General features: G+C 73.1%; 14 protein-coding genes and 1 tRNA gene. 3 read left to right on the top strand and 12 right to left on the bottom strand.

Annotated elements, in window-relative coordinates:
• Positions 1-24: 24 nt before the first annotated feature.
• Positions 25-1,098 carry an aromatic acid exporter family protein gene (locus tag EDF51_RS06055; RefSeq protein WP_123938833.1) on the top strand — a complete coding sequence of 358 codons (1,074 nt, stop codon included), beginning with the start codon at positions 25-27 and terminating at the stop codon, positions 1,096-1,098.
• 68 nt (positions 1,099-1,166) lie between these two features.
• Here the strand turns inward: EDF51_RS06055 and EDF51_RS06050 are convergent, their stop codons facing one another.
• Positions 1,167-1,505: a hypothetical protein gene (locus EDF51_RS06050; RefSeq protein ID WP_131845460.1), complete on the bottom strand. Its 339-nt coding sequence runs from the start codon at positions 1,503-1,505 to the stop codon at positions 1,167-1,169.
• Between the two features lie 225 nt (positions 1,506-1,730).
• Here EDF51_RS06050 and EDF51_RS06045 point away from each other — a divergent pair, with 225 nt between their 5' ends.
• Complete coding sequence (locus EDF51_RS06045) at positions 1,731-2,408, top strand: response regulator transcription factor (RefSeq protein WP_131845459.1); 678 nt, start codon at positions 1,731-1,733, stop codon at positions 2,406-2,408.
• Positions 2,405-3,916 carry a HAMP domain-containing sensor histidine kinase gene (locus tag EDF51_RS06040; protein WP_123293948.1) on the top strand — a complete coding sequence of 504 codons (1,512 nt, stop codon included), beginning with the start codon at positions 2,405-2,407 and terminating at the stop codon, positions 3,914-3,916. The genes EDF51_RS06045 and EDF51_RS06040 overlap by 4 nt, the downstream gene beginning before the upstream one ends.
• Before the next feature lie 57 nt (positions 3,917-3,973).
• Here EDF51_RS06040 and EDF51_RS06035 read toward each other — a convergent pair whose 3' ends face one another.
• The 11 genes from EDF51_RS06035 to EDF51_RS05985 all read right to left on the bottom strand — a co-directional run bounded on the left by EDF51_RS06035 (position 3,974) and on the right by EDF51_RS05985 (position 16,864).
• Positions 3,974-7,399 carry an error-prone DNA polymerase gene (locus EDF51_RS06035; protein ID WP_134194165.1) on the bottom strand — a complete coding sequence of 1,142 codons (3,426 nt, stop codon included), beginning with the start codon at positions 7,397-7,399 and terminating at the stop codon, positions 3,974-3,976.
• Between the two features lie 22 nt (positions 7,400-7,421).
• Positions 7,422-9,050, bottom strand: a complete 1,629-nt coding sequence (locus tag EDF51_RS06030) for a DNA polymerase Y family protein (RefSeq protein WP_134194164.1) — start codon at positions 9,048-9,050, stop codon at positions 7,422-7,424.
• 34 nt (positions 9,051-9,084) lie between these two features.
• Positions 9,085-9,975 carry a hypothetical protein gene (locus tag EDF51_RS06025; protein ID WP_134194162.1) on the bottom strand — a complete coding sequence of 297 codons (891 nt, stop codon included), beginning with the start codon at positions 9,973-9,975 and terminating at the stop codon, positions 9,085-9,087.
• 36 nt (positions 9,976-10,011) lie between these two features.
• Complete coding sequence (locus tag EDF51_RS06020; RefSeq protein ID WP_134194160.1) at positions 10,012-11,556, bottom strand: anthranilate synthase component I family protein; 1,545 nt, start codon at positions 11,554-11,556, stop codon at positions 10,012-10,014.
• Complete coding sequence (locus tag EDF51_RS06015; RefSeq protein ID WP_134194158.1) at positions 11,535-12,458, bottom strand: aldose 1-epimerase family protein; 924 nt, start codon at positions 12,456-12,458, stop codon at positions 11,535-11,537. Before EDF51_RS06015 ends, EDF51_RS06020 begins: the two co-directional genes overlap by 22 nt.
• Positions 12,459-12,536: 78 nt before the next feature.
• Positions 12,537-12,612, bottom strand: a tRNA-Ala gene (locus EDF51_RS06010).
• Positions 12,613-12,720: 108 nt separating this feature from the next.
• Positions 12,721-13,095, bottom strand: coding sequence for a ribosome silencing factor (gene rsfS / locus EDF51_RS06005; RefSeq protein WP_131921679.1), 375 nt, complete (start codon positions 13,093-13,095; stop codon positions 12,721-12,723).
• Between the two features lie 131 nt (positions 13,096-13,226).
• Positions 13,227-14,750 carry a hypothetical protein gene (locus EDF51_RS06000; RefSeq protein ID WP_134194156.1) on the bottom strand — a complete coding sequence of 508 codons (1,524 nt, stop codon included), beginning with the start codon at positions 14,748-14,750 and terminating at the stop codon, positions 13,227-13,229.
• A complete protein-coding gene (gene nadD / locus EDF51_RS05995; protein ID WP_111084540.1) occupies positions 14,747-15,346 on the bottom strand; it encodes a nicotinate-nucleotide adenylyltransferase in 600 nt (199 codons plus the stop codon). The genes EDF51_RS06000 and nadD overlap by 4 nt, the downstream gene beginning before the upstream one ends.
• A gap of 10 nt (positions 15,347-15,356) precedes the next feature.
• Positions 15,357-15,557 carry a hypothetical protein gene (locus tag EDF51_RS05990; RefSeq protein ID WP_123293955.1) on the bottom strand — a complete coding sequence of 67 codons (201 nt, stop codon included), beginning with the start codon at positions 15,555-15,557 and terminating at the stop codon, positions 15,357-15,359.
• Between the two features lie 41 nt (positions 15,558-15,598).
• Positions 15,599-16,864: a glutamate-5-semialdehyde dehydrogenase gene (locus EDF51_RS05985; protein ID WP_133936707.1), complete on the bottom strand. Its 1,266-nt coding sequence runs from the start codon at positions 16,862-16,864 to the stop codon at positions 15,599-15,601.
• Positions 16,865-17,178: the final 314 nt, after the last annotated feature.

Here is a 17,178-nt window from a genome sequence, read left to right as displayed (position 1 = left end):
CGGGCGGTGGCTAGCGTGGTCGAGGTGAACCCGGTCGCGCGTCTCCGCAGCTCCAGTCGCACGCCGTTCCTGCAGGTCGTGAAGACCGCGGTCGCGGTCGTCGCGGCGGTGCTGCTGTGCCGGCTGCTGATCCAGGGACCGTTCCCGACATTCGCCGCGATCGCCGCGCTGCTCGTCGTGCAGCCGAGCATCAACCAGTCGTTCGTCAAGGGCCTCGAGCGGAGCGCCGGTGTCGTGCTCGGCGTGCTGCTCGCCACCGGGTTCCACCTGCTGCTCGGCGATTCGGTGTGGGTCGTCCTGCTCGTGGTCGTGCTCGCCATCCTCATCGCCTGGGTGCTCCGGCTGACCCCGACCTCGGCAACCCAGGTCAGCATCAGCGGGATGCTCGTGCTCACCGCGGGGGTCGTCACACCGAACTACTCGGCCGACCGGATCCTCGAGACCGTGATCGGTGCGGTCGTCGCCCTCGTCGTGAACGCCCTGATCATCCCGCCGGTCCTGCTCGAGCCGGCGCACCTCGCCGTCGCCCGACTCGCCCGCGACACCGCCGTGGCCTTCGAACGCGTCGCGATCGGACTGACCGAGGGGTGGGACCGCGACCGGTGGCAGGACGCCCTGGTGCGGGCCCGCGCGCTCCGGCAGCAGCACGCGAAGACCGAGGCATCGCTGAACGCGGCCCGCGAGTCCCTGACGATGAACCCGCGTGGCGGCCGGCACCGCACGATCCTCGACCGCGACGTCGCCATCACCGAGCACCTGCGCGTCCTGGTCACGCGCGTCACCGGCATGACCCGGGCGATCCACGACAACACCGCACCAGACCTGCGCGCCGACCCGGTGGTCGGCGGCATCGCGACCGAGGTGGCCCGGATCGGCTCGGACGTCCGCGCGCTGAGCGCCCGGGTCGAGTCGACACGGCTGGACCCGTCGTTCGCTGCGGGCGCCGGTCGGGACGATGCCGGGGTGGCGACCGCGGAACCCGCGCTGACGGCACCGATGGAGATCGTCCGACCGAACTCACGGCACTGGGTGCTCATCGGCGCCCTGCTCGAAGACGTCCGGCGCGTGCGCGAGGAGCTGCTCGGCGAGGACGACTGACGCCGGTCAGTCGGTCGGTCGCGGCGTGCCAGTGCCGGCGCCGCTCGGGCGCGGCGTGCCGGTGCCGGTCAGCGCGTGGCGCGTGCGGCTTCGGCCGCCGTCTGCACGACGTCGCCCCAGATCACCGCGGCCGGCACGGCGGGATCGGTGCCGGGCACGCCGACGTCGGCGAACCGGCTGATCTCCGCGACGACGGCCTCGGTGCCGACCTCGCGAGCCGCGCGGCTCGCCACGTCGGGGACGGCCGTCCGCAGTTCGGCCACCACGCGGTCGCGGCGGACGCCCTCCATCTGGCCGAGTGCGCCGATGCCCTTCCACGCGGCGTCGAGCTCCGCGCGGAGACGGACGATGGCCGGGTGGTCGACGGACGGGTGGTCGACGGACGCGTGGTCGATCGGGTCGTTCATGGTGCCCCCTGGTGCAACGGACCGCCCTTCGGGTAAGCGCTGTCCGCCAGGTGATCCTACCAATGAAGCAAGAAGTCCTCATGTCCCTAGAACGCGGGACAGACCGTTCTGCCCGGTGGCCTGGCAACCACGGTACCCGCTCCTGTGACGAGATTCAGTGAGTTCGGCCCGGGCATCGACCCTCCGCGCCCGTTCGATGCCACGATGGGTCCGAGGAGGTCCACTATGCGGCTGTTGGTGGTCGAGGACGACGACGAGATGCGTGCCCTGATGGAGCGCGGTCTCGCTGCCGAGGGGTACCGCGTGACGGCGGTGGAGAACGGGGTCGAGGCGCTCATCGCCCTCGGCGAGCAGGCGTTCGACCTGGCCGTCGTGGACGTGATGATGCCCGGCATGTCCGGGTTCGAGCTCGCTCGACGCATCCGCGAGCGCGAGGACCCCGTGCGGATCCTGCTCGTCACCGCGCGCGATGCCGTGGACGACCGCGTGTTCGGCCTCGACGCCGGCGCGGACGACTACCTCACCAAGCCGTTCGCGTTCGCCGAGCTCACCGCCCGGCTCCGCGCCCTCGGTCGCCGCGAGTCCGCCGGGGCACCCCGCACGATCGAGGTCGGCGACGTCTCGATCGACTCCGAGGCCCGTCGCATCTCGATCAAGGGCCAGCGCGTCGCCGTCAGCCCGACCGAGTTCGCGCTGCTCCGCCTGCTGGCGCGCTCCGCCGGCAACGTGGTCGACCGGCCGAAGATCCTCGAAGAGGTCTGGGACGGCTCGCAGCACGTCGACCCGAACGTCGTCGAGCAGTACATCTCGTACCTCCGCAAGAAACTCGTCGCCCACGAGGCCACCGTCGCGATCGCCACCGTGCGCGGCCGCGGGTACCGCCTGGATCTGCTCGGGGCGTGAGCGGGGCCTCCGCTCGCCCGGGTCCGGACCGCCCACGACGCGGTCTGGTCCGCCCCCTGCGCCTGCTGTCGCTGCGGGCACGGATCACGATCGGCTCGACGGCGATCGCCGCGGTCGTGATCGTGCTGCTCGTGCTGGTGATGCGGTTCCAGGTAGTCAGCGTCGTCGCGAGTGCGACCCGCACCCTGTTGGACGCCGACGCCGACCCGTACGTCGCCACGCTCGAGGTGGACAGCGATCCCGACCTGTCCCCGCCGGGCAACGCGCAGCTCGTCGCCGTGGTCTCACCGTCCGGCGACATCGTGCTCTCGACGATGCCCACGCGGGTGGAGAGCGCCCTCGGCAGCCTGACCTCCACACCGGCAGGCACCTCGATCATCCGGGTGTCCGGGTCCGAGTACCGCGTGGTCGTCGAACACCCCGTGAACCAGGCCGGCCGGTGGACGGTCGTCGCCGCCCGGAACTCGCAGGCCGAGGCGATCGTGGTCGACGACCTCACCTCGACCCTGTCGCTCACCGGCGTCGCGATCCTGCTCGCCTTCGGCGTCGCTTCGTGGATCCTGGCGACCGCGGCACTCCGTCCCGTCAATCGCATGCGCCGAGAGGCCGAGCGGCTGTCCGTCGCGCCCGAACGGGCCGAGCTGCCCGTCGGCCCCGCGCAGGACGAACTCGCGTCCCTCGCCACGACCCTCAACGCCTTCCTCGCCCGTACGCGCCAGGCCACCGAGCGGGAACGGCAGATGGTGTCCGACGCCAGTCACGAGCTCCGCACACCGCTCGCGATCCTGACCACCCAGCTCGACCTGGCGTCGCTCGACGGTGACGACGCCGCTGCCCTGGCCGCCCACATCGAGCGCGCCAAGCACAGCGTCGCCCGGCTCTCCCGGTTGGCGAACGACCTGCTCGCGTTGTCCCGGATCGAGGAGTCCGAACGGCGGGAACAGGACGGCGACCAGCGCCCGGAGACCGCCTGGTCCGACCTCGGTGACGAGGTCATGGCGGCCGTCGACCGGGTCCGGCTCATCGCATCGGCCAAGGACGTCACCGTCGACTTCGACCTCGAGGCCCCGGTGGCCGTCGGTGGCTCCGGGCCCGGCATCGGCGGTGGGACCCACGAGCCTCGCTACCGGCTCGACACCGGTGGCATGGCGCAGCTCGTCACGAACATCGCGGGCAACGCGGTGTCGGCGCTCCCCCGCGGTGGCGGCATCTTCGTGTCCTGGCGCAGCACCGGCGGCGAGGGCGTCCTGCAGGTCACCGACGACGGCCCCGGTGTCCCCGAGTCGTTCATCCCGGTGGCGTTCGACCGGTTCACCCGACCGGACGAGGCCCGGAAGTCGCGCCCGAACCCCGATCCGGCCACCGGTGCGATCGCCCTGCCGGGTGGATCCGGGCTGGGGCTCGCGATCGTCCGCGCGGTGGCCGAGCGCGCCGGCGGGACGGCGTCGCTGCGGAACGTGCGCTCCGGCGGACTCGAGGTCACGGTGCGACTGCCCGAGGTCGAGTAGCCGCGCGCCTCCTCCGCGCCCGCCGCCCGCCGCGCGCGGACCGCTGCCCGCGACCACTCACTGGAAGTCCCGCGACCGCGTGCGCACGGACAACGACAGGTGCTCGATCCGGTCCGCCACCAGGTTGACCACGCCGTCGGGCGACCGCTCGAGGATGCCGCGGACGATCACCGCCGGGGATTCCCGGGCCACCCGGCGGTAGCGGCCCCACACCCCGACGCTGCAGATGACGTTGACCAGCCCGGTCTCGTCCTCGACGTTCATGAACGTGATCCCCGATGCCGTCGCCGGACGCTGCCGGTGCGTGACGATCCCGCCGATCTCGACCCGCCGCCCGGTCTCGGCCGTCGCGGTGTCCTGCACGCTGAGCACCCGGCGGGCGGCAAGCCGGTCGCGCACGTGCCGGACGGGGTGGTCGTCGGTCGTCATTCCCGTCGACCACATGTCGGCGATCAGGACGTCGCCGCTCGTCATCTGCCCGAACAGCGGCGGTTGGACGACGACCTGCGTGTCCGGCAGCTGGTCGGCGCGCTCCGCAGCGGCCTGCGCCGCCGACCACATCGCCCCGCGGCGGTCGATGTCGAACGGGGCGAAGGCGTCGGCGGCGGCGAGCGCCTCGAGCTGCGCCGTCGTCAGCCCCACCCGGCGGGCCAGGTCGGACATGTCGACGAAGGGACCGTTCGCGTCACGCTCGGCGACGATCTTCTCGGCGCTCTTCCGGCTGAGCGAGGCGACCTCGGCGAGTCCGAGCCGGACCGCGAACGCGCCGTCGCGGCGGTGCCGTGCGGTGTCGTCGGGCAGTGCCTTGTCGAAGGGCAGCACCGGCGGCTGCTCGGTGTGCAGGCAGGCGTCGTCACCGCACGGGGGCACCACCTGGTCGTCGCCGAGCGGTTCGAGCGTGGCGTCGACACCCGAGCGGAGGATGTCCGGTCGGAGCACCTGGACGCCGTGCCGACGGGCGTCGGCGACCAGGGTCTGCGGTGAGTAGAACCCCATCGGCTGCGCCCGGAGCAGCGCGGCCAGGAACGCCCCCGGGTAGTGCAGGCGCATCCAGGCGCTCGCGTAGACGATCAGGGCGAAGCTGATCGAGTGACTCTCCGCGAAGCCGAAGTTCGCGAACGCCTGGATCTTCGCGTAGATCGCGTCGGCGTCCTCGCCGTGGATGCCGTTGTCCGACATGCCCGCGTAGAGCTTGTCGCGCAGCCGGTCGATCTTCTCGTGGCCGCGCTTCGACCCCATCGCCCGCCGCAGCAGGTCGGCGTCGTCGCCCGAGCAGTTGCCGACCGCGATCGCCATCTGCATGAGCTGCTCCTGGAACAGCGGCACGCCGAGGGTGCGTTCGAGCACCGGTTCGAGCGACGGGTGGATGTACGTGATCGGTTCCTCGCCGGTCCGACGCCGGATGTAGGGGTGCACGGCACCGCCCTGGATCGGGCCGGGGCGGACGAGGGCGACCTCGATCACCAGGTCGTAGAACCGCCGTGGGAGCAGCCGGGGCAGGGTGCCCATCTGCGCGCGGGACTCCACCTGGAACACCCCGATGGTGTCGGCTCGGCAGAGCTGGTCGTAGACGCCCTGTTCCTCCTTCGGCATGGAGTGCATCTCCCAGCGTTCCCCGCAGTGCTCCGCCGCCAGGTCGAACGAGTACTGCAGCGCCGCGAGCATGCCGAGGCCGAGCATGTCGAACTTCACGAGCCCCATGAAGGCGCAGTCGTCCTTGTCCCACTGCAGCACCGTGCGGCCGTCCATCCGCGCGTGCTCGATCGGCACGACCTCGCCCACCGGCCGGTCGGTGAGCACCATGCCGCCCGAGTGGATGCCGAGGTGGCGTGGGAAGCCCAGGACGTCGCTCGCCAGCCCGACGACCGCCGGTGGGATGTCGTGGTCCTGGCTCTCGGTCACCGAGCCCCACCGTTCGACCTGCTTCGACCAGGCGTCCTGCTGCCCCGGGCTGTGGCCGAGGGCCTTCGCCATGTCGCGGACGGCACCCTTCGGGCGGTACGTGATGACGTTCGCGACCTGGGCGGCGTTGTACCGGCCGTACTTCTCGTAGACGTACTGGATCACCTCTTCGCGGCGGTCCGAGTCGAAGTCGACGTCGATGTCGGGCTCTTCGTCGCGCATCGCCGACAGGAACCGCTCGAACGGCAGGCCGTAGCGGATCGAGTCCACCGCGGTGATCTCCAGCAGGTAGCAGACAGCGGAGTTCGCGGCGGAGCCCCGCCCCTGGCAGAGGATCCCCCGGCCGCGGGCGTACTGCACCATGTCGCGCACGATCAGGAAGTAGCCGGGGAAGTTCTTGTCCTCGATCACCGCGAGCTCGCGTTCGATGCGCTCGCGCTTCTGCGGTTCCACGCCGTCAGCACTGCCGGGGTAGAGCCGACGTGCACCCGTCCAGGTGAGCTCCCGCAACCAGGACATCGCGGTGTGGCCGTCCGGCACGTCGAGGTCGGGCAGCCCGGGCTTGACCGTGCGCAGCCGGAACCCGAGTTCGTCGGCCAGTGTGACGGTGTTCTCGATCGCCCCCGGGTACCGCCCGAACCGCCGGGTCATCTCGGCGCCGGAGCGCAGGTGCGCGGTGTCGGCGGCCGGCAGCCACCCGTCGATCTCGTCGAGGCTGCGCCGGGCCCGGACCGCGGCCAGCGCCGTCGCCACCGGGAACCGGTCCGGGGTGGCGTAGTGGACGTTGCCGGTCGCGACCAGGGGCAGCGTGTACCGCTCGGCGAGGGTCGCGAGCACGTCGTTCCGCGCGCTGTCGAGCGGGTCGCCGTGGTCGAGGAGCTCCACCACGACGTTGCTGCGCCCGAAGCGGTCGAGCAGCACGCGCAGCGCGGTCTCCGCCGCGGACTCCCCGCCCTGCTCGAGCGCCTGCCGGACGGTGCCCTTCCGGCACCCGGTGAGCACCCGCCAGTGTCCGTCGGCCCGTCCCGCGAGCTCGTCGAGGTCGTAGCGCGGGCTGCCCTTCTCGGACCCGGCCGCGAGGTGCGCACTCGTCACCGCGCCCGCGAGCCGGTGGTAGCCGCCCTGCCCGTCGGCGAGCAGGAGCAGGTGGGAGCCCTCGGGATCGGGGACGCCGTTCTGCGGTTCAGTCAGGCCCAGCGAGAGCTCGGTGCCGTAGACGGTGCCGACCTGCGGGTACGCCTCGGCGACCTCGGCCATCCGGGCGGCACCGTAGAAGCCGTCGTGGTCGGTGAGGGCGAGGGCGTGCAGGCGCAGCCGTGCGGCTTCCTCGAACAGCTGCTCGGGCTGGCTGGCGCCGTCGAGGAAGCTGAAGGCCGAGTGCGCGTGCAGCTCGGCGTACGGCACGACCGGAGGGCCGTCGTCCGCAGCCGCCGGCTGGTCCGTGGGCACGTACGGCTCGCGCTTCCGCGACCACGCCGGGCTGTCCCCGCCGTCGCCGGCCTTCGCCGTCCCCGGACTGCGCTTGTCCGACAGGGCGCGTTCGAACTGCGACCACGGCACGGGTGGGTTGCTGTAGCCCATCAGGTCCTGCTCCTGGATCGGTTCACGTGGCGATCGCCTCCGCCCACCACCGGTGGTCCGCCAGCACCAGGTACCAGGCACGACCCTCGGCGTCGACGAGCTGCAGCCGGTGCAGTCGTCGACCACCGGACTCCCACCACCGCACGACGAGCGGCCAGGGGCCCGCCCAGGCCGTGACGGGTGCGAACCCGCCGCCCCGGTCCCCCTCGGCGCGGAAGCGTTCGGGCGCGCCGGACAGCACGCCGCGGTCGTCGACGTCGACGCTCGCGCCGTCGCCGGAGACCACGTCGACCGGCCGGGGACGCTCGAGGACGGTGGCGGGCGGCGGGCCGGGCAGCTTGCCGGGCCAGGGGCGGTCGCGCACGGTGGCCAGGGCACGCTCGCCGCCGGGCGGGGCGTCGCCCCACGGCACGAGCACCACCCGCTCGGACAGTGTCCGGCCACCACCGACCCGCGGGCTCACCACCCCGTCGTGCCCGACCATGCCCTGGATCCGGGCCAGCCCGTGGTGCACGCGCTCGTCCGGTCCGGAGCCCCAGAGTCCGCGTTCGTGGTTCGCCATGTCGTCGACGGCGACCGGCTCGAGCACGACCGAGGTGACGGGGGCCTCGAGCCCGGTCGGGTCGACCCCGCCGGCGAGCTGCCACCGCACCCGGTCGACGACGTCGGCGGCGTCGAACCACCGGGGGTGCGCCCACGTGCGTTCGAGCAGGATGTCCCGCTCGTCGACGATCCCCACCCGGATGGTCGTCGCGACCAGCCCCGCGGCGCGGAGGCGTGCGGCGAAGTCGTCGGCGGAGCGCCGGAACGCGAACGCGATCTGGTCGGCACGGTCGAGCGGGGGCTCGAAGGCGGCCTCGATCCGGAGCTCGGGCGGGATCGCGCGCGCCGAGATCTCCCGTGGGTCGCGTCCGCCGGCCAGCCGGTGCAGGAACGCCCCGGCGACCCCGAACCGGTCGCGGACCTGCTCGTCACTGAGCGACGCGAAATCGCCCAGCGTGGTGATGCCGAGCCGGTCGAGCACCGTCGCGAGCTCGGGGTCGCCGAGCACACCGAGGGGCAGGGCCGCCAGGAAGTCCGACGAGCCGGAGACCGGCACGATCCGTACCCGTTCGCCGGGACGCACCGGCCGAGCCCGTGCCGCCTGCTCCGCTGCGAACGGGGTGTCCGCCACACCGGCCCGCACCGCCGGGGCACCGTGGTCGGCCGCGATCCCCGCCAGGGTCGCCGCGGCCGCCCGCTCGCCGCCGTAGTACCGCGCCGGTCCCCGGGCACGCAGGGCGAGGGTGCCGGGCCGCAGTACCTCGCCCCCGGGGACGGCGGCCTCGACCGCGCGGATGACGGGTTCGAACGCGCGGTGGTCGAGGGCGTCGTCGTAGGGGTGCACGACGAGCTCCGGACAGCGCGCCTGTGCCTCGCGCACCCTGATGCCCCGGACGACGCCGTGCTGCCGTGCGGACGCGGAGCTCGCGAACACCAGGCCCTTCGCGACCACGGCGAAGGGCTGCTCCGGCGGTGCCCCGGCCGCGCGGGCCGCCGCGATCACCGGCCAGTCCGGACACCAGAGCACGATGGTGCGGGTCGGCGGTGGCTCGGGCAGCGCCCCGCCGCGGGCGATCGCGTCGGCACGGACACGCCCCGGCGCGATCACGACGCCACCGCCACGCACAGCAGCACCGCGGCGGTCACGACGCCACCGCCACGGGCCGCAGCACCCGGGTGTCGCCGGACCCCACCGACGGCACGGGGGTCGCCGTCCGGACCGTGCCGTCGGCCGCGGGCAGGAGCAGTTCGGCGCTCGTGGGGCGCACCGCACCCGCACGACCGGTCGCCGTCACGGTGGCGCGACGCTCGGTCAGGTGCCCGTGGCCCTGCCCGATGCCGCTCCACACCGACGACGTGATCCGCAGCGTGACGTCGGCACCGGGCCAGGACCCGAGCGCGACGAGGGCCCCGCCGCGTTGCCGGAGCCGGGCCGACAGGCGGGCGACGTCGCCCGGCACCACCCGGCCGAGCGGCCGGGTGAGCACGATCTGGGCGACATCGGCCATCGCCGCGGTCACCGCGAGCCACTGGTCGCCCGGATCGGGGACGAGCACGAGCCGCTCGAGGTCGATCCCCGCGGCGGCCGCGGCCTCGATCCCGAAGGACGGCACCCCGACGACCGCGCACCACGCACCGGACGCCGAGGCCGCCTGCAGCATGGTGATCGCGAGCAGCACCGACTCGGGGACGGCGTAGGTGCCGCCGACCCGGATCGCACCGCCGGGCAGCAGGGGTTCGAGAGCGGAGGCGGTCGGGAGCCCAGCGGTGTCGACACGGGTGGACTCCATGTCGGTGACCCGGGACCGCAGGGACGTGATGCGGTCGAGCGCCGCCCGGGCGTCACCGAGGTGGTCCGCAGCGCCCGCGCCGCCCCCACGCGCAGCACCCGTGCCCGCGCGCGCAGCACCCGAACCCCCGCGCGCAGCACCGCCCCGCCCGACCCGGTCCGGGCCGGGCGACCGGAGTGCCGCCGCCGTCTGCATGCCCTCATATTCGAACATGTGTTCGATGATGTCAATCGCGTCCGACATCCGTGGACAATCGGGTCGAACGCGTGTTCGGTCAGCTCACCACGTCGCCACCGCACCGACCGCGCCGAGCACGGACCGCGTCTTCGTCACGACCTCGTCCGCCTCGTCCGACGCCACCGACGACCACGTCACCGCTCCCCCGGCCCCGAGCGTCCGCGACCGGACCTCGACCGGATCCACCCCGCCGCCCGAGGCGTCCACCACCGTCACCAGTGTCCGGATGACCACCGACAGGTCGACCGCACCGCTCGCCGAGAAGTACCCGATCGTCCCCGAGTACACCCCGCGCGGCGCGCCCTCGAGCCGGTCGGCGATCGCCATCGCGCTGATCTTCGGCGCGCCGGTCATCGACCCCGGTGGGAACGCCGCCCGCACCACGTCCGCCGGCGACGTCCCCGACGGCAGCACGGCACCGATCGTCGACACCATCTGGTGCACGCTCGCGTAGGTCTCGACCGCGCACAGCCGTTCGACGTGCACCGACCCGGGGATCGCCGTCCGCAGCAGGTCGTTCCGCAGCAGGTCCACGATCATCACGTTCTCGGCACGGTCCTTGGCGCTCACCGCGAGTTCGTCCCGCACGGCCGCGTCGGCAGCAGCGTCGGCGAGTCGTCGCCGCGTGCCCTTGATCGGTTCCGCCAGCACGGTGCGGTCCGCGGCGATCCGCAGGAACCGCTCCGGCGACCGGCTCGCCACGCGCAGCGGGCCGAGCCGCAGGTACGCACCGAACGGGACGGGGTCCGACGCCCGCATCCGGAGGTAGTCGGACAGGTGCGGGTCCGTGCCGGGGCCGACCCGGGCCTCCCGGCCCCTGCCCGGCACGGAGAAGGAGGTGGTGAGACAGACCTGGAACGCGTTGCCCTCGCGGATCTCGGCGCGGCACGCGTCGACGGCGCGTTCGTGGTCGGCTCGCGACGTGCGTCCGACCGCTGACGACACCCCGGCCGGGAGGCCCGTGGCCGCGTCCGCCACGTCGGCCGTCGACGGCGACCTGGTCACCGTCTCGAGCCACGCCCGGTTCTGCGCGCTGGCCGCCGGTTCCGCGTCGGCGACGAGCGTCAGCGCCCAGGCGCCACCGGTGTGGTCGACGACCACGGCGCGGTCCACGAACCGCAGGTCGGCGTCGGCGTGGCCGTCGGCGGTGCGGTCCGGGCCGCCGGACTCGCGACCGAGCTCGTACCCGAGGAACCCGACCCAGCCGAGTGCGAAGCCGCAGCCGGCGATCGGCTCGGGCAGCTGCGGCGTCCGCGCCAGGAGGTCGGCCAGCACGGCGAAGGCCGGGCGGTCGTCGGACGACGACGGGCCGAACCAGCCGGCAGCGGGCGCGGCGACCTCGACGGACGCCTGCCGGTCCTGGTGCCGGAACCGGGCCCCGAACGGCCCGTCCGTCCACGTCAGCACCGACCATCGCGCCCGTGGTCGAGCGGCGTCGGGTGCGCCGTCCGGCAGCGCGGAGTCGAGCCACACCAGGTCGCCCTCGACCGCGGCGGCCAGCGCGCCGAGGTCGGGGACCGGATCGAGCCGGCGGACCTCGACGCGGGCGCCGGCCGACGGACCGGTCAGATCGCGGAGATCGTCCATGCAGCGGCGTGGGACGCACCGGGGGCGAGCGCCACGAGACCGCGGTCGACACCGTCGTTGAAGGCATCGGGAGCGCACGTCATCGGCTCGACCGCCAGGCCGGCGCGGTGGTATTCGGGGACGACGTGGTCGGCCGTGTGCACCTGCACCCACGGGCACTCCGGACCGAAGGTCGCGCGGACACCCCGGCCGTCCGCAGCGGTCAGGGCGATGGTCGCGACCCCGTCGGCGTCGCGGTCGAAGCCGGTGAAGGCGTGGTCGATGAACCGGTCGCCGATGCGTGTGGCGGTGCGCAGGTCGAACTCGTCGTGCACGGGGACCAGGTCGGTCGGGATCAGTCGGTCCGGGGTGACCTCGAGCACCTCGGCTGCGGGCAGGGTGAGGGTCCAGTCGTCCACCGTGCCGGGGCCGGCGACCAGGTAGGGGTGCGGGCCGGTCCCCCACGGGGCGTCGTCCGCGCCGGAGTTCGTGCCGGTGATCGTCGTGTGCAGCCCGGCGTCGTCCAGCCGGTACTCGACCAGGACCTCGACACGGTACGGGTAGCCCGCCTGGGCCTGCACGGTGGTGGCGAGCACCACGCGGTCGGACTCCTGCGCCTCGACCCGGAAGTCGGTCCACGCGACCAGTCCGTGCAGGGCGTGGTGCCGTGCCGGTTCGGTGAGCGCGAGCTCGTGGTCGACACCGCCGAACGAGTACTCGCCGTCGACCACGCGGTTCGGCCACGGAGCGAGGACGGCACCGCGGAACGCCGGTCGGACCTCGTCGGCGGCGAACGGCACGATCAGGTCGCGACCCTCGTGCCGCAGGGTCCGCAGCGTCGCACCGACCGTGGCGATATCGGCCGTGTACCCGGCGGCGGAGATCGTCAGCGGGGTTCCGGACAGCGGCGCATCGTTGCTCATGCGCTCAGCGTATCGGGCACGTGCGGCCACCCGCACCACGAGGAAACCCCCGTCGTTCCGGGGAACGACGGGGGTTGTTGGTGGATCTGAGGGGACTCGAACCCCTGACCCCCTGCATGCCATGCAGGTGCGCTACCAGCTGCGCCACAGACCCAGATTGTGTTGCATCCGTGCCGACCGGTTCCCCGGAGGCACCATAGAAGCGTACACCATGCGAACGCCGGGCAACGAAATCGAAGCCGTCACCCGGGCGCGTCGCTGATCAGGCGGTGTGGTCCACCGGGAGCGCGAGCGGGATGGTCGGGCAGTCTGCCCAGAGCCGCTCGAGCGAGTAGTACTGACGGTCCTCGTCGTGGAAGACGTGCACCACGATGTCGCCGACGTCGATGAGGACCCAGCGGCCCTCGCTCCGGCCTTCGCGGCGGAGGGTCTTGGCGCCGAGCTCGAGGAGGCGCTCCTCGACCGCATCGGCGATGGACTGCACGTTGCGCTCGTTCCGACCGGTTGCGAGCAGGAACACGTCCGTGAGCTGCAACGGCCCGGTCACATCGAGCGCGACGAGGTCCTCGGCCTGCTTGGCGTCCGCCGCGAGAGCGGCGGCCTGCACGAGTTCCAGTGCGCGAGTGGAGGCGGTCACGGATTCCTTCCGGTCGTCGACCCGGCAGGGAGCCGGATCGCTTCATGGGTCACGATCATAAGCCACCCCGCCGACGCACGGCCAGGCCGCGGCCGACGCAGGTGTCGGGATCGGTGGTTCGGGTCGGGGCGTCAGCCGCCGAAGGTGTGGGTCGTGACGAGCGCGACGATGATGACCGCGGCTGCGGCGACACCGACGGCGCCGACCGTGACGCCGAGGATGAGCGGCGTGCGCGACTCCTTCGGCTTCGCGGCGGCGAGGACGACCTGGCGGGTCGAGGTGTGGCTGGACACCGCGCGGCTGGCGCGCACCGGGCTGGCGTCGGTCTCGGGCTGCTCGTCGTGCTGCTCGAGCAGGCGGTCGACCTCGGCACCGTCGATCGGTCGGTGCGACCCCGTCGAGGACAGCGACGCGGGCAGGTCGATGGACCCCGTGAGGATCACCTCGCCCGTCGCGTTCAGCGCTCCGGTCGGGTCGGCCAGGGCCGAGTTCGGCAGGATGATCGCGTTGGTGTCGGTGACCGCGATCCGGCGGGTGCCGGTCGAGTCGTCGTGCACCTCGGCGTCGTTCGAGCCGTGCGCCTGCTGCGACCAGTGCCCGACGGGCGGCTCGAAGGCCGTCGTCATCGGCTTCGGCTCGGCCGGCCGTTGGAAGGACGCGGGGACCTTCGGGGGCTCGGTCCGTGCGGGCTCCGGGATCGGGACCTCGTTGGTGTCGTCGTCCTCGGGGTCGAGGGACAGCGGGAACACCGCCGGGGTCGACGGCGCGCCGTCCGGGATCCCCGGGAGCGGCGTAGCCGAGGGGTGCTCGGGTGCGGCGACGTCGGCCGGGGCGTCCGCGTCGGCCTGCGTCTCGTCGGTGCCCGTCTGGTCGGCGCCCGTCTCGTCGGTGCCCGTCTGGTCGGCGCCCGTCTCGTCGGTGCCCGTCTGGTCGCTGAACGTCCCTGCGGGAGCGTCGTCCGCGGCCCCGGCTTCGGGCTGTGCTTCGGAAGCGTCGTCGGCGGGCGGCGACCAGGTCGACCGGTGGCGGCGGGGCTCCTCGGCGTGCGCAGCGGCTTCGTCGAGCGGCTCGAGGGCGTCGGGCGACCCGTCGGCCTCGGTGGCCTGGGCGACCGCTGCCTCGTCGAGCACCGTGGGGGTCTCGGAACCGGACGGCTCGTCCGCGGCGCGCGTGGCCGAGGTCGGCTCGATGGTGTCGACCGAGCCGAGGACGTCCTCAACGGTGCGGTCGGAGGACTGCGGCGTGGGGTTCTGCAGCGGGACCGGCAGGACCGCCTGGTTCTCGGCGGCGCGCTGCTGGCGGATCTGGCGGCGGGTCAGACCACCGCTGCCGGGGACGATCTCGGTCGCCGAGGCGGGCGGGAACGGCGACACCCCGGCTGCAGGGACGGAGGTCACCGGCACGGAGGGCGCCGAGGCCGGCGTGCCCGTCGGTGCCGACGTGCCCGTCGCGGCGGACGCCGGAGCGGAGGACTGGGCCGGACCGCCGGGAGCGGGTGCCACGTGCGAACCGGGCCGAGGACGGGGTTCCGTCGACTCGGCGGGTGCGGCGACGGTCGGCGGCGGCGTCGCGGGCTGCGAACCGGCTGCTGCGGCACGCTCCCGCTCGCGCGCCTGGCGCCGCGACAGGGGCGGCTGCGCGTCGGACGAACTCATGCAACGCTCCGATACAGGTGGTGCTTGGAGATGTACTGGACGACCCCGTCGGGGACCAGGTACCAGACGGGGGAACCACGTCTCACCCGGTCGCGGCAGTCGGTCGACGAGATGGCCAGTGCGGGGACTTCGAGCAAGCTTACGTCTCGCTCGGGGAGTCCGCTGATGCTCAGGTCGTGTCCCGGACGCGTCACGGCGACGAAGTGCGCGAGGTCCCAGAGACCATCATGGTCTTTCCAGTCGACAATCTGCTGAACGGCGTCTGCGCCCGAGATGAAGACGAGCTGCGCGTCGGGCCGCTGTTCGTGCAGGTCGCGGAGCGTGTCGACCGTGTACGTCGGGCCGGGGCGGTCGATGTCGACGCGGCTCACCGTGAACATCGGGTTGGACGCGGTCGCGATGACCGTCATCAGGTAGCGGTGCTCGGCATCCGTGACGCCGGACTTCATGTACGGCTGACCGGTGGGGACGAACACGACCTCGTCCAGGTCGAACGCCCGAGCTACCTCGGACGCCGCGACGAGGTGACCGTGGTGGATGGGGTCGAACGTGCCGCCCATCACCCCGATGCGCGGTCGTCCGGTGCTCTCGAGCATCGGGTGCAGATCAGCTCTTGGTGTGACCGAACTCGTCGACACCCGTCTCGTGGTGGCGGGTGGCCTCGAACTTCTGCGAGTGGCGGTAGGCCACGTCGCGGAAGCTCCAGGTGACGAAGCCCAGGAAGATGAAGAACAGCGCGCCGACGAGCGGGAACACGAACGCCGGGGCCCCGGAGGCGTGCTCCGCAGCTTCTGCGAGGAAGGTCATCGTTCGGTGCTCCGTTCGGTCGGGGAAAGACGCCGTTCAGTCTAGCCGCGGATCTGGCCGTTCCCGCGCACGATCCACTTGGTGCTCGTGAGCTCCGGCAGCCCCATCGGGCCACGCGCGTGCAGCTTCTGCGTCGAGATGCCCACCTCGGCGCCGAAGCCGAACTCCCCGCCGTCGGTGAAGCGCGTCGACGCGTTCACCATCACGACCGCCGAGTCGACCGTCGCCAGGAACCGCTCGGCCGTGTCGACGTCGTTCGTGACGATCGACTCGGTGTGGTGGGTGGACCAGCGCGCGATGTGCGCCATCGCGGCGTCGACGTCCGGCACGACGCGGATCGACAGGTCGAGGTCCATCGACTCGGTCGCCCAGTCCTCGTCGGTGGCGCGCAGCACGCCCGGCACGATCGCCCGCGTGGCGTCGTCACCACGCAGCGTGACACCGGAGGCGCGGAGCCGGTCCGCGAGCACGGGCAGCAGCCGCTCGGCCGCCTGCTCGTGCACCAGGAGGGTCTCGAGGGCGTTGCAGACGCTCGGCCGCTGCACCTTGCTGTTCAGGACGATGTCGACGGCGCGCTGCTCGGGCGCCGATGCGTCGAGGAACACGTGCACCACGCCGGCACCGGTCTCGATCACGGGGACCTGCGACTCGGTGACGACGGTCTGGATGAGCGAGGCGCTGCCGCGCGGGATGAGCACGTCGACCAGGCCGCGGGCGCGCATGAGCTCGGTGGCGCCGGCACGGCCGAACTCGTCGATGGTCTGCACGAGCTCGCGCGGCAGGCCGACCGACTCGACGGCGTCCTGGATGCGGGCCACGAGCACGGCGTTCGTCCGCTGGGCCGCCGAACCCCCGCGGAGCACGACCGCGTTGCCGGACTTCAGCGCGAGCGAGGCGATGTCGACCGTGACGTTCGGTCGTGCCTCGTAGATGGCGCCGACGACCCCGAACGGCACCCGCACCTGGGTGAGCTGCAGGCCGTTCGGCAGCAGCGAGCCCCGCAGGTGCTCGCCCACCGGGTCCTGCAGGCCGACGACGTCCTCGACCGCGGTGGCCAGCGCCTCGATGCGTGCGGGGTCGAGTCGGAGGCGGTCGACGAGGCCGGAGGACAGGCCGCTCTCCTCGCCCGCGACCAGGTCACCGTGGTTCGCGGCGACGATCTCGTCGGTGGCGGCGCGGACCCCGGCGGCGATCGCCACCAGGGCGGCGTCCTTGACCGCCGTCGTCGCGGTCGCCAGCGCCGACGAGGCGGTCCGGGCAGCCACGAGCGTGTCGGTCAGGGTCGGGGCGGGCGCGATCGACGACATGGACCGAGTCTAGGTCCGCTCGTCGGCCCGTGACGGGCGTGACGGCGTCTCGCCGGCCGACCGGTCACGGCACGTTGCACCACGACCGCCGAGCGGTAGCACCACGTCGCCTCGCGCCGACCCCGTCGACCGGTCCCGACCGTTCGACGCAGTCCGTCGGTGCGTCGTGACCGCCTGGAGGCCCGGCACCGGCCCCCGGGACCCGTGCCGGGCCTCCAGGCCGTCGCGTTCACCACGCCGACCGGTCACGACACGTCGGCCGGCGCCACGCGAGCGGTCGCAGACCGTCGCTCCGCGACCCCCGCGCCGACGGT

Origin of the sequence: Curtobacterium sp. PhB25 (assembly GCF_004365375.1) — a bacterium.
Classification (GTDB): domain Bacteria; phylum Actinomycetota; class Actinomycetes; order Actinomycetales; family Microbacteriaceae; genus Curtobacterium.
This window is presented reverse-complemented; position numbering and strand designations above follow the sequence as displayed.

Excerpts from the sequence above, each read along its gene's own strand:
- EDF51_RS06050 (WP_131845460.1), bottom strand. The coding sequence starts at position 1,505 with ATGAACGACCCGATCGACCACGCGTCCGTCGACCACCCGTCCGTCGAC.
- EDF51_RS06045 (WP_131845459.1), top strand. The coding sequence starts at position 1,731 with ATGCGGCTGTTGGTGGTCGAGGACGACGACGAGATGCGTGCCCTGATG.
- EDF51_RS06035 (WP_134194165.1), bottom strand. The coding sequence starts at position 7,399 with ATGGGCTACAGCAACCCACCCGTGCCGTGGTCGCAGTTCGAACGCGCC.
- EDF51_RS06025 (WP_134194162.1), bottom strand. The coding sequence starts at position 9,975 with ATGTCGGACGCGATTGACATCATCGAACACATGTTCGAATATGAGGGC.
- EDF51_RS06020 (WP_134194160.1), bottom strand. The coding sequence starts at position 11,556 with ATGGACGATCTCCGCGATCTGACCGGTCCGTCGGCCGGCGCCCGCGTC.
- EDF51_RS06015 (WP_134194158.1), bottom strand. The coding sequence starts at position 12,458 with ATGAGCAACGATGCGCCGCTGTCCGGAACCCCGCTGACGATCTCCGCC.
- EDF51_RS06000 (WP_134194156.1), bottom strand. The coding sequence starts at position 14,750 with ATGAGTTCGTCCGACGCGCAGCCGCCCCTGTCGCGGCGCCAGGCGCGC.
- nadD (WP_111084540.1), bottom strand. The coding sequence starts at position 15,346 with ATGCTCGAGAGCACCGGACGACCGCGCATCGGGGTGATGGGCGGCACG.
- EDF51_RS05990 (WP_123293955.1), bottom strand. The coding sequence starts at position 15,557 with ATGACCTTCCTCGCAGAAGCTGCGGAGCACGCCTCCGGGGCCCCGGCG.
- EDF51_RS05985 (WP_133936707.1), bottom strand. The coding sequence starts at position 16,864 with ATGTCGTCGATCGCGCCCGCCCCGACCCTGACCGACACGCTCGTGGCT.